Here is an 11,365-nt window from a genome sequence, read left to right as displayed (position 1 = left end):
TACGTAACGCGAAAACGGTCAAGGACTATAACAGCTAAAATCGGACTATGACCCAGACAGCTGACTCCCAGATCCCGGCCGTTACCGAGCAGTCCGCTGCAGAGCAGCCGAATGTCACTGCCGCCGTCCATAGTATTGCCGAACGCTCGCGCGCGGCTTCACGGCGGATGGCCCGTGCCAACCGGGCGTGGAAGGACCGGGCGCTGGTAGAGATCGCCGAGCAGCTGGTGGCCAAGCGCGACATTGTGCTGCATGCGAACCGGCTGGACGTCGAGGAAGGCCGGAATAACGGCACGAGCACGGCGATGCTGGACCGCCTGAAGCTGGATCCTGCCCGCATCGACTCGCTTGCGGCGGCGCTGCACAGCCTGGCCGGCCTGCCGGATCCCGTCGGTACCGTGATGCGCGGGCAGACGCTGCCCAATGGTCTGCGGCTGCGGCAGGTCCATGTGCCCATGGGTGTGGTTGCTGCCATCTACGAAGCGCGTCCCAATGTCACCGTGGACATCGCCGGCCTGGCGCTCAAGAGCGGCAACGCCGTCATCCTGCGGGGCGGTAGCGCGGCCGCCGAGACGAACGTGGCCTTGCTGGGGATCATCCGCGATTCGCTGGACAGGGTGGGCCTGCCCTCGGATGCGGTGCTGAGCGTTGATGAGTACGGCCGCGAGGGTGCGAACGCGCTGATGCAGGCCCACGGCAAGGTGGATGTGCTCATTCCCCGCGGCGGCCGCGACCTGATCCAGACCGTGCTGAACACGGCCAAGGTGCCCGTGATCGAAACCGGCGAAGGCAACGTGCACATTTACGTGGACGAATCCGCAGACACCGAAATGGCCGTGGAGATCCTGCTTAATGCCAAGACCCAGCGGCCCTCGGTGTGCAATACCGTAGAGACCTTGCTCCTGCATTCCGGAGCTGGGGCGGGGCCGGACGTGCTCCGCTCGCTCGCGGGGGCCGGTGTCCGGCTCCACGTCGATGACCGTGTAGCCGCGATCGTGCCGGACGGAATCCAGGTGGAGCGGGCAACGGATGAAGACTGGGGCCGTGAATACATGGATCTGGACCTCGCCGTCGCCATGGTGGACTCGATGGACGACGCGCTGGACCACATCCGCAGATGGACCACCGGACACACCGAGGCCATCATCACCAATGATCTTGGTAACGCCGACCGTTTCGTTGCAGAGATTGATTCCGCTGCGGTGATCGTCAACGCCTCCACCCGGTTTACCGACGGCGGCGAGCTGGGCTTGGGCGCCGAGGTAGGCATCTCCACCCAGAAGATGCATGCCCGTGGCCCCATGGGCCTGCGGGAACTGACCACCACCAAGTGGATTGTGCAGGGCGAAGGCCAGGTCCGGGACTAAACACCCGGCGGCCACCGGCCCCGCCCGCCGCTCCAACGCGAGCCGGTGGGTGTTCCGCCGCGCGAACGCGTACCATTAGACAGAACTGAACTTCCGCCTGCCCAGGCGGTCCACCATTCCCAAGGGAGAAAATATGCTGACTCAGGTATTCGGCGCCGCGCTGGTGGCCAGCGAGGCTCACGTTGAACTTCCGGTGTCGCCGGTCGTCATCGGCGGCGGAATCTTCGTGGTCTTCCTGATCATGATGTTCTCCACCGTCGCCTTTACCAGTGTCGGCCACCGCCACTCCGCCGTCGAGGAACATGCGGATCCGCACCGCCAGCACCCGAACAAGCACGATCACGGCCAAGCCCAGCGCTAAAGTGCCTATGGCTTTCCCCTCAACCGGAACAGCGGCTACGCTGCCTGGCAGCACAGCCTCCGGCCGCAAATTCCGGCTGGGGGTCATGGGCGGCACGTTCGATCCGATCCACCACGGTCACTTGGTCGCGGCCAGTGAGGTGGCGGCGGTTTTCGATCTGGACGAAGTAGTCTTTGTCCCCACGGGCCATCCCTGGCAGAAATCGTCCCGGTCTGTTTCACCCGCGGAGCATCGTTATCTGATGACAGTGATTGCCACCGCTTCGAACCCGCGGTTCACGGTGAGCAGGGTGGACATTGACCGTCCGGGGTTGACCTACACGATCGATACGCTGCGTGATCTGCGGGCCGCCCGTCCGGAAGCTGAGCTGTACTTCATCACCGGTGCGGACGCGCTGGCCCAGATCATGTCGTGGAAGGACATCGATGAACTGTGGTCACTGGCACACTTCGTCGGAGTCACGCGTCCGGGCCACGTGCTGCACGATCTGGGGCGTAAGGACGTCAGCCTCCTCGAGGTCCCGGCCATGGCCATCTCCTCGACCGACTGCCGGGACCGGGTGGCCGAAGACCAACCCGTCTGGTACCTCGTTCCGGACGGCGTAGTACAGTACATTGCCAAATACGGTCTCTACCGGGCACTGGAACCGGCTGATCGGTTCCCCGCAACAAACTAGCCGTACATACCTCCACATTCTGGGTGAAAAGTTATCAATGAGTAAGGAATCGCAGACGCCGCGCAGCCGGAGAGAAGCCCGGTTGCAGCGTGGGCCCGGCGGGAATCCGGACGGCGGTGGTACGCCGGCAGGAGCTGCGGGCGATATAACGCCGCCGTCGGGCCCGTCCGAAGGTACCGAGCGGTCTTCCCAAGCCCGTGCCCGGGAACGTGAAGCGCACCGAGCCTACCGTGCCCTGACGGAGGCGATACCCGTTGTGCCTGCCGCGCAGGCACAACCCACCCGGCGCCAACTGAGGCGGCAGCAACTGGAGCGGGAACAAGGCCCGCAGACCGAGGGGTCGCCCCGCCCGCCGGTAGCCGCCCCCACGGGCCGGCCCGTCATGCCTACCTCCGCAGTAGCGGGGGAGGCGCCGGCAAAGGACCGTCCCCTTCCAGCGCCGCAGACCGATGCGCAGTACCGTCCCAACCGGCCTCCCATTGAGGGCGGCCGCCGGGAGCGCCGACGCCGTAGCACTGGCGCAGCCGCCGGTGCAGCGGAGCCCCAGACAGCTGATGAAGAGGCGCTGCCGGACGCTGCCGCTGAAGCCGTCGACGCCGGAAAAATGACGGTGGAGCAGGCTCTGGTGGCCAGGGAACTGCTGATGGGCCAGGCCAAGAACCTCGCCTCCATGATGGAGGCGCGCAAGGACCAGGATCCCAGAACCGTGGATCTGGATATCCTTGCCCAGCAGAAGGCCCTGGCCGAGCGTGCGGCGGTGCTGAACCGCCGGGCCGCGGACAAAAAGCGGTTGAGCCAGGAGAACCAGCAGCGGCGGCAGACAGCAGGGCCTGGTGATATCGCCTCGGCTCCGATGGAATTCGTGCGTCTGCCCGGCAGCGATAAGCATGTTCTGCGTCCGTCCCCGACGTCCAACGTTCCGCTGGTGAGCAATGCGCCGGAGCGGGCCGCAGACTCTCGGACAGGCGTTCCGGTGCGGCCAGTTGGACCGGCCCAGCCGCTGGCGCCGAAGCGGGCGGAGGGACCCCAGCGGAAGCCCGAACCCGCAGAAAGACCCGCGCCGGCGGACAAGCCATCCCCGGCAGGAAAGTCCGTGGGCAACAGCGGCCCTGTCCCGAACAGTTCCGCCAAGTCCAAGTCCTTGCCCTCGACACCGGGACAAAAACCGTCAACGTCCGGCTCTCGACCAGCGGAACCGGGTACGAGGCCGGCCGCACCGGCAGCGCCGGCCAGGTCCAGGCTCCTGGCCCAGGCCGAAGCCGTCGCCGATGGGCGCGGCAGGAAAGTGGAACCGCTCAGTGCCAGGAGCGCTCATGGCCTGGACCCGCTGGACGCACGGACCGCTGGCCAGGCCAACAGCGCCAGGATTGCTGTCATCGCGGCTTTGGTGCTCGGCGGAGCAGCCTTTATCACCGGACTGATTATGATGATCGTCGGTCTCAGCAATTAGTTCCACTAGTACCTAACCAAAAAGGAGCCCTATGGCAGCCTCAGAAAATTCGATTTCCATTGCGCGGATGGCTGCCAAGGCTGCCTCCGACAAAATCGGCCAGGACATCATCGCCCTCGACGTCAGCGAGCGTCTGGCCATCACTGACGTTTTTGTGATTGCTTCGGCCTCCAACGAGCGCCAGGTCAACGCGATCGTTGACGGCATCGAAGAAGAGTTGCACAAGCATGATTTGAAACCGGTCCGCCGCGAAGGCCGGTCCGAAGGACGCTGGGTGCTGCTCGACTACGCCACGGTTGTCATCCACGTCCAGCACGAGGAAGACAGGGTATTCTACGCCTTGGAGCGACTGTGGAAGGACTGCCCGCCGATCGACCTGCAGCTCGACGAAGCGCCGGTAACAGCGTCCGACGGCGAGTGATTGAGTAACGCTCGAAGCTTCAGGCTTTGAGCTGAATCCCCGGATACCGTTATCGGTAGTCCGGGGATTTTTGCAACGCCAAGCGATCCGTCTTGACAACGGTTTTTGGGCTGCCGACTGCTGTGGTGTGTCAGTTGATGTTGATGACAATCTTCCCGAAAGCGCCCTCGGCCAGTTTCTCGTAAGCGCGGGGTGCCTCTTCGAAGGTGAAAACGCTGTCCACCACCGGCTGGATGGTGTGCTCGTCGAGGAAGGCGACGAGGTCGTGGAAAGAGCGCAGGTGACCGACGGCGATCCCCTGGATATGGGTCTGGTGCCAGATGACGTCCATGAGGTCGAGTTTCGTCGTCTGGCCGTCGAGGAATCCGATGATCGCAACCAGACCGTTTCCCTTCGCGGCCCGGACGGAGTCACCGAGCCCGTCGCCTCCCACCACATCGAGCACCACGTCCACGCCCTCGCCGTCGGTCATTTCCAGAACGGCGCCGGCCCAGTCGGGGGTGGTGCGGTAGTTGATGGTGTCGGTCGCGCCGAGCTCGCGGGCGCGGCGGAGTTTCTCGTCGCTGCTGGAGGTTACGATCACGCGGGCGCCGAGTGCTGAGGCGAGTTGGATGGCGAAGATCGAGACGCCGCCGGTGCCTTGGATCAGGACGGAGTCGCCCGCCTTCAGCCCTCGGTACTCGCGCAGGGCGAACCAGGGCGTCAGGGCCGCGATCGGCAAGGTCGATGCTTCAACGTCGCTCATATTGCGGGGAGTGGGGACTACATTGTCTTCACCGAGGATCTGGTATTCGGCCAAGCCACCGTTGAGGGGCCCGCCCATCTGGAAGTCGGCATATCGCGGGATCCAGGGCCCGTCGTGCCAGGTGGAGTAGAAGTGGGAGGTCACGCGATCGCCAACACGGTATTTGGTCACGCTCTCGCCGACAGCGGCTACAACTCCTGCTGAGTCGGCTACCGGGATGAGCCCCTTTGGCATTTTCTCGGGCGCGTAGATCCCGTCCACCAGGGCTTTGTCGCGGTAGTTCAGCGAAACGGCGGACACCTTCACCAACAACTCGTGCGGTCCCGGTGTCGGCGTCGGTACCTCGCGGAGATTGAGGTTTTCCAGCCCGAATTCATCAAGTGTCCATGCACGCATGCTTTATCGTTCCTTTGTGTGGTGGGGAGGTGCGGAACCCGCAGCGATCTGCCGGCAGGACTCCTTTCGGGACACACTACGCCCCTAGTTTGATCAACATCAAATTAGACTGACCTCAAAGTAGCCCGCTGTGTCGGTGGCGGGGCTTCGGGATATCCTGAGGGGCAGCAAGGGTAGGCGGTGTGCGCCGGGCTCAGTCTGGTCTCGGACCGGCGCGGCATGATCCGGCAGGATCGTGCCGGAAAAAATGTCAGAAAATGTGCAGGAGAGGCAGGACATGGTCCGAGGGCGGGAGATAGCCGACGAGCCCGACGTGGCCGACTTCGATTTCTTGCGGGTGTTGAACGCCATCGCCGACCCGATCAGGCTGGCTATCGTCGCCCAACTCGCTGCCGCGCGGACGGATATCAGCTGCGGCGCATTCATTCTGCCTGTCCACCCGTCCACGGCGACGCACCACTTCACGGCTCTTCGCCAGGCAGGTGTCATCCACCAGTACTACGCGGGAACCTCGCGCCTGAACGTCCTGCGACGCGACGACATGAACGAAGTTTTCCCGGGCTTCCTTGACGCTGTCATCAGTGCTGCCGCAAAGGCTTCAACGTCTGTCAGTTGACGAATCCACGAAAGCCCTGGTTTGAGCTTCGCTGTTCTTGGAACTAGGGGAGGAGTCCCGGCAAATGACAGCAATGTGATTTAGATCAAACTTGAACGCTCTCGCTGCGGTTCCATTGCTCGATGGGAACCGAAAGCCGCGGAATGGCGCGGCTTTGCGGGAATTGGGGTTGGGGCGGGCTCGATTTGGAATCTGATGGATCCTCTGCATAGAATATTCAAGTTGCTGCGGCACGGGGAGGAAACGAACCGGGCAGGGCAACACGGTAGAAACCGGAAACGGGGCTGTGGCGCAGCTGGTAGCGCACCTGCATGGCATGCAGGGGGTCAGGGGTTCGAGTCCCCTCAGCTCCACCGATGAAAAGAGCCGCTCAGATCGAGCGGCTCTTTTCTTTTTCCCGGCAATCGCCATCGGGCTTATCGGCCTTTTCGGCGCGCGTCACATTTCCTCTGGGATGACGCTCCGCCCGTCACATATGCCGCGGGCCCCGTCAAGAACGGAAACGTGCCGTCAACATGGGTCGTTTGCTTGTCGGCTCTGCTGCCCGTGCGTAGAGTTCTGGACAAGTTACTTCCGTAACAGGTCAGCGACCCTCTCGATGAGGGTGTGGGTGCCCCGGGTGTGGGTCTGACATTTGGCACAGGAGTCCTCGTTGCGTGCGGCCGCATGCAACGCAGGCCGGCTCCTGAGCTCCTTTCCGAACTAGCACGTGTGCTGCGTTGCCTCCGGCGGTTCTTCCGCCCTGGATTCTCCGCAATCGCGTGTGACCTCACCGTAAGGATACAAATGTCACCGCCAACCCCCACGGTTCCGCCCCTCGAGGCGGAAATCACCAACCATCCCGCCCTGTCCTACGAGCTCTTTCCGCCCAGGAATGCGCAGGCAAACGAAGCCCTCTGGCGAACCATCCGCGAACTCGAAAGCACTGCCCCTGACTATGTTTCGGTCACGTACGGTGCCGGAGGCTCCAACCGGGGGACCGCCCTGGAACTGCTCGAACGCCTGCAGAACGAGACCCGGCTGCGGCCGCTGGCACACCTGACCTGTGTTGGGAGCAGCGGCGTGGGGCTGGCGCACACCATCGAGGCGATCCTCAGCAGGGGAGTCAGGGGTATCTTGGCGCTGCGCGGGGATGCCCCTGCCGGCAGCTCGGGACGTCCCTCGGGAGAACTGCGGTACGCGCAGCAACTCGTTGAACTCATCCGGCGGATTGAACGCCAACGGACCGCCCACCTGGCGGCCGGGAAAGTGGCCATCGGTGTGGCTGCCTACTCCAGCCGCCATCCCGAATCGCCCAGCTTCGAGCACGACGTCGAAGTGCTGCTGGCCAAGCAGTCCTCGGGCGCGGACTTCGCAATCACGCAGATCTTCTTTGACGCCAACGATTATTCGTCGCTGCTGCGGCGTGCCCGGCAGGCGGGAGTGCGCATCCCGATCATTCCCGGCATCATGCCGCTGACCAGTGTGCGCCGGCTCGACCGGCTTGCCCAGCTGGCCGGCATCGATGTGGATCTTGCCGTCCGCGACCGGTTGGCCAGCGCCGGTGATGACTCGACGCGTCAGCGCATCGGGATCCAGGCCACCGTCGATCTTGCCAACGCCGCTTTGGACGCCGGGGCTCCCGGACTCCATGTCTATACCTTCAACGAGCATGTATCCGCCCTCCAACTGCTGGAGAAACTGCAGCTGCCCCGACCGACTGCCCCGGTTCGGCACAAAGTGCTGGCCCGGGCGTAAAACCTCACGCACGACGGCGCCCTATGGGCTACCGCCGCAACTCATCTTCTGCACTACACCAGAATTAAGGACTTATCCCATGACTGACAATACTTTCCCCGCTGCCACCATCCTTGGCTACCCCAGAATCGGACCCCGCCGGGAGCTGAAGAAGGCTCTGGAGAACTTCTGGTCCGGTGCCAGCACTGCAGCCGAGCTGGAGCAAACCTGCCAGGACCTGCGTCACCACAGCTACGCGCACCTGACCGAACTCGGTCTGGACGCCCAGGCGTCGGCGGTCCCGGCGTCGTTCTCTTACTATGACCAGGTCCTGGACACCGCCGTGACGCTGGGCGCGGTGCCGTCCCGCTTCGCCGACCTGTTCGACGGCGAGGGGAAGCTGGGGCTCGACGCCTACTTCACGCTCGCCCGAGGCGACGCCGACCGCGCTCCGCTGGAGATGACGAAGTGGTTCGACACCAACTACCACTACCTGGTCCCCGAACTCGGACCGGAGACGGCATTCCGACTCGCCAATGAATGGATCGTGGAGAACTTCACGGCGGCACGTCAGGCAGGTTTCACCACCAGGCCGGTGCTTGTGGGGCCGGTGAGCTTCCTGCTGCTAAGCAAAGCGGCAGACGACGCCGGCGCAGGCTTCGAGCCGCTGTCGCGTCTGGCCGACGTGCTGCCGGTCTACGCCGAGGTGCTTCGCGCCCTGGCGGCGGCCGGGGTCGAATGGGTCCAGCTCGAGGAGCCGGCCCTGGTGGCCGACCAGGACTTGTCCGAAGGGGAACTGGCGGAGGCGGTACGGCTGGCCTACACCGCGCTGGCCACGGAACTTCAAGCGCCGCAGCGGCCGCGGCTGCTGGTGACCTCGTCCTATGGCTCGCTGGACGGGCTGCTGCCCGTGCTGGCGGTTTCCGGCGTCGATGCCCTCCATCTGGACCTGGTCAACGGCGCCGTCCCCGCCGCGGCGGAGCTGGAGGCGTTGGGGAGCACCGTGCTGGTTGCGGGTCTGGTGGACGGCGAGAACATCTGGAAGGCAGATTTGGCGGCCGCAGCAGCCAAGTTGGGACGTTTGGAGGAGTCCGTCGACCGGCTCGCCGTTGCGACATCGACGTCGCTCTTCCATGTGCCGCACGATGCGGAGCAGGAGCAGCAGCTGGACCCGGTCCTGCGCAGCTGGCTCGCCTTCGCGGACCAGAAGGTGGACGAAGTCCGCACCCTGGCCCGGGGGGTAGGCAAGCCGGAAGCGATTGCCGCAGAGGTTGCCGCCGCTGCAGCCATCTTGGAAACCCGCCGGCAGTCTCCGGGCGTACGGCAAAGCGCAGTGCGCGCCCGGACCGGGGGACTGGTCCCGGCCGACTTCACCCGCGATGACTTCGAGAGCCGTCGGATTGTGCAGCAGGAGGTACTCCGGCTGCCCGCATTGCCCACGACCACCATCGGTTCCTTCCCGCAGACCCGCGACATCCGGCTGGCCCGTGCCCGCGCGCTCAAGGGGGACCTGGCGGCCGGTGCCTACGAGCAGCTCATGAAGGACGAGATCAAGCGCGTTGTCGAACTGCAGGAAGAACTGGGTCTCGACGTGCTGGTCCACGGAGAGCCGGAGCGCAACGACATGGTGCAGTATTTTGCCGAGAACCTGGACGGCTTCGACGTCACGGTGCACGGCTGGGTCCAGTCCTACGGCAGCCGCTGCACCCGCCCCTCCATTCTTTGGGGTGACGTCAGCCGGCCGGCACCCATCACGGTTCCGTGGACGCGCTACGCACAGTCGCTGACGGAGAAGCCGGTGAAGGGAATGCTGACCGGACCGGTGACCATTCTGGCTTGGTCCTTCGTCCGGGACGACCAGCCGCTGGAGGAGACCGCCAACCAGGTGGCGCTGGCATTGCGGGATGAAATTTCGGACCTGCAGGAGGCCGGCACCAAAATCATCCAGGTCGATGAGCCGGCGTTGCGGGAGCTCCTGCCGTTGCGCCGGCGCGAACACGCGGACTACCTGCGCTGGTCTGTCGGCTCCTTCAAACTCGCTACCTCCGGCGTTGCCGCCGCTACGCAGATCCATACGCATCTGTGCTATTCCGAATTCGGCGAGATCATCGACGCCATCGATGCCTTGGATGCGGACGTGACAAGCATCGAGGCGGCCCGCTCCCGGATGGAAGTAGTCCAGGATCTGGAGCAGCACGGCTTTGCTAGGGGAGTGGGACCGGGTATCTACGACATCCACTCGCCGCGAATTCCGTCGGCAGGCGAGCTCCAGGAGCTGCTGCGTGCCGCCGTCGCACATGTGCCGGTGCGGCAGCTGTGGGTGAACCCGGACTGCGGTCTGAAGACCCGCGCCTACCCGGAAACTAAGGCGTCCCTGGAGAACCTTGTGGAGGCCGCCCGGACGGTGCGCGCATCACTGGTGGATAGCCTGGCCGGATAGCCCTTTTCGACACCTTCAAAACGCGATGTCCCGGCCGGCTGCTGTCTGCCGGGACATCGCGTTTTTCCATTGCGGCCCCAGCGTCTGATCAGCGGCGCCGCGGGCTGATGCTCAGGCCGCGGAGGATATCGGAGAGCTGTTCCATGAACAGGCCGACCTGGGCATTCTGCTTTTCATTGATGAGCAGGGCAAAAATGTTCCGGGCGAGGCGGATTTCCGGCACATCCAGGACCACCACACCGTTGTCCATGTGCTGCATGGCCAGCTCCGGCACCAAGGCCGCGCCGAAACCGGCGGCTGCCATTTCGAGGCTGGCGTTGAAGTCGTCGCAATAGGCGACTACCCGCGGGTGGAGGTTGCAGCTGGCGAAGAGCCGCTCGATCACTGTGGCATCGGCGGTGCCTGGATGATGCATGATCCACGGCATTTCCGCCAGCTGCGACGCTGAGACCTGGGAGCCGGCCTGCAGCCCCCACGATTCCGGCAGGACCACGCGGAAATTATCGTCGCCCAGCCATTGCCTGTTGACCGAATGCGGCCAGGCCAGCCCGCCTTGGCCCACCTGGTACACCAGCGCCAGATCCAGTTCGCCGCCGGTGCGCAGGCCCTGGATGGTCTGGGCCGGTTCCGCCACGAAAACTTTCAGATTGATGCCCAGATTTGGCCATTGCGGCAGGCGGAGCAGTCTTGGCAACGCATACGTAGCCAGACTTGGAAAGATCCCCAGCCGGACTTCCTGGGCGGTGGTGTCATGGGTGCGCGAGGTTGCCGCCAGGAGGGCGTCGATGTCGGTCAGGACCTTCGCCGCATGGCGGGCCATGACGAATGCGGTCTCGGTAGGGCGGACACTTCGTGCTGAACGCTCAAAAAGGGTCACCCCGGCCTCCCGCTCCAAAGCGGACATCTGCTGCGAGACGGCGGAGGCCGTGTAGCCGAGCTGCACGGCGGCGGCAGCGAAAGAACCACGCCGGGTCACCTCCAGCAGTGTGCGCAAATGGACGGGGTTGACCATCGGAATTCCTCACACTCGGCGAATGTTGTATTAATGGCATCTTATGCACCGGCGGGGGCAGGACACGGGAGCAGGACCAGTTGAACCTGCAGAGCCGGTGTCGGCGGAGGCAACAAATGCAGCGGGAGCAGCTTCCACCGGGCAAATCTGTGTAACCGGCCACTG

The 11,365-nt window shown here is 64.3% G+C and carries 10 protein-coding genes and 1 tRNA gene; 9 read left to right on the top strand and 2 right to left on the bottom strand.

Features of this window, described 5'->3' with window-relative positions; genetic code table 11:
• Positions 1–47: 47 nt before the first annotated feature.
• From AC3A4M_RS11580 to rsfS, 5 genes are all read left to right on the top strand, one after another.
• Positions 48–1,367 carry a glutamate-5-semialdehyde dehydrogenase gene (locus AC3A4M_RS11580; protein WP_498735878.1) on the top strand — a complete coding sequence of 440 codons (1,320 nt, stop codon included), beginning with the start codon at positions 48–50 and terminating at the stop codon, positions 1,365–1,367.
• Between the two features lie 133 nt (positions 1,368–1,500).
• On the top strand, positions 1,501–1,728 hold the full coding sequence (locus AC3A4M_RS11575) for a hypothetical protein (protein ID WP_498735877.1): 228 nt from the start codon (positions 1,501–1,503) through the stop codon (positions 1,726–1,728).
• Positions 1,729–1,735: 7 nt separating this feature from the next.
• Positions 1,736–2,404 (top strand): nicotinate-nucleotide adenylyltransferase, encoded by a 669-nt coding sequence (nadD, locus tag AC3A4M_RS11570; protein WP_498735876.1) that lies wholly within the window; start codon positions 1,736–1,738, stop codon positions 2,402–2,404.
• 37 nt (positions 2,405–2,441) lie between these two features.
• Complete coding sequence (locus AC3A4M_RS11565; protein WP_498735875.1) at positions 2,442–3,854, top strand: hypothetical protein; 1,413 nt, start codon at positions 2,442–2,444, stop codon at positions 3,852–3,854.
• Between the two features lie 31 nt (positions 3,855–3,885).
• Positions 3,886–4,275 carry a ribosome silencing factor gene (rsfS, locus tag AC3A4M_RS11560; RefSeq protein WP_498735874.1) on the top strand — a complete coding sequence of 130 codons (390 nt, stop codon included), beginning with the start codon at positions 3,886–3,888 and terminating at the stop codon, positions 4,273–4,275.
• A gap of 130 nt (positions 4,276–4,405) precedes the next feature.
• Here rsfS and AC3A4M_RS11555 read toward each other — a convergent pair whose 3' ends face one another.
• Positions 4,406–5,416, bottom strand: a complete 1,011-nt coding sequence (locus AC3A4M_RS11555) for a zinc-dependent alcohol dehydrogenase family protein (protein ID WP_498735873.1) — start codon at positions 5,414–5,416, stop codon at positions 4,406–4,408.
• Between the two features lie 247 nt (positions 5,417–5,663).
• Here AC3A4M_RS11555 and AC3A4M_RS11550 point away from each other — a divergent pair, with 247 nt between their 5' ends.
• The 4 genes from AC3A4M_RS11550 to metE all read left to right on the top strand — a co-directional run bounded on the left by AC3A4M_RS11550 (position 5,664) and on the right by metE (position 10,188).
• Entirely contained in the window at positions 5,664–6,032 is a 369-nt protein-coding gene (locus AC3A4M_RS11550; protein ID WP_498735872.1) for an ArsR/SmtB family transcription factor, read from the top strand.
• Positions 6,033–6,312: 280 nt separating this feature from the next.
• A tRNA-Ala gene (locus tag AC3A4M_RS11545) sits at positions 6,313–6,385 on the top strand.
• Between the two features lie 433 nt (positions 6,386–6,818).
• Positions 6,819–7,769: a methylenetetrahydrofolate reductase gene (locus tag AC3A4M_RS11540; protein WP_498735871.1), complete on the top strand. Its 951-nt coding sequence runs from the start codon at positions 6,819–6,821 to the stop codon at positions 7,767–7,769.
• 79 nt (positions 7,770–7,848) lie between these two features.
• Positions 7,849–10,188: a 5-methyltetrahydropteroyltriglutamate--homocysteine S-methyltransferase gene (gene metE / locus AC3A4M_RS11535; protein ID WP_498735870.1), complete on the top strand. Its 2,340-nt coding sequence runs from the start codon at positions 7,849–7,851 to the stop codon at positions 10,186–10,188.
• An 88-nt stretch (positions 10,189–10,276) separates the two neighbouring features.
• Here metE and AC3A4M_RS11530 read toward each other — a convergent pair whose 3' ends face one another.
• On the bottom strand, positions 10,277–11,200 hold the full coding sequence (locus tag AC3A4M_RS11530) for a LysR family transcriptional regulator (protein ID WP_498735869.1): 924 nt from the start codon (positions 11,198–11,200) through the stop codon (positions 10,277–10,279).
• Positions 11,201–11,365: the final 165 nt, after the last annotated feature.

The sequence above is a fragment of the Arthrobacter sp. Soil_C_60 genome, from assembly GCF_057656375.1.
The sequence above is the reverse complement of the archived record's forward strand: the minus strand, read 5'-3'. Positions and strand labels throughout refer to the sequence as shown.

Excerpts from the sequence above, each read along its gene's own strand:
- rsfS (WP_498735874.1), top strand. The coding sequence starts at position 3,886 with ATGGCAGCCTCAGAAAATTCGATTTCCATTGCGCGGATGGCTGCCAAG.
- AC3A4M_RS11540 (WP_498735871.1), top strand. The coding sequence starts at position 6,819 with ATGTCACCGCCAACCCCCACGGTTCCGCCCCTCGAGGCGGAAATCACC.
- AC3A4M_RS11550 (WP_498735872.1), top strand. The coding sequence starts at position 5,664 with ATGTCAGAAAATGTGCAGGAGAGGCAGGACATGGTCCGAGGGCGGGAG.
- AC3A4M_RS11555 (WP_498735873.1), bottom strand. The coding sequence starts at position 5,416 with ATGCGTGCATGGACACTTGATGAATTCGGGCTGGAAAACCTCAATCTC.
- metE (WP_498735870.1), top strand. The coding sequence starts at position 7,849 with ATGACTGACAATACTTTCCCCGCTGCCACCATCCTTGGCTACCCCAGA.
- nadD (WP_498735876.1), top strand. The coding sequence starts at position 1,736 with ATGGCTTTCCCCTCAACCGGAACAGCGGCTACGCTGCCTGGCAGCACA.
- AC3A4M_RS11565 (WP_498735875.1), top strand. The coding sequence starts at position 2,442 with ATGAGTAAGGAATCGCAGACGCCGCGCAGCCGGAGAGAAGCCCGGTTG.
- AC3A4M_RS11530 (WP_498735869.1), bottom strand. The coding sequence starts at position 11,200 with ATGGTCAACCCCGTCCATTTGCGCACACTGCTGGAGGTGACCCGGCGT.
- AC3A4M_RS11575 (WP_498735877.1), top strand. The coding sequence starts at position 1,501 with ATGCTGACTCAGGTATTCGGCGCCGCGCTGGTGGCCAGCGAGGCTCAC.
- AC3A4M_RS11580 (WP_498735878.1), top strand. The coding sequence starts at position 48 with ATGACCCAGACAGCTGACTCCCAGATCCCGGCCGTTACCGAGCAGTCC.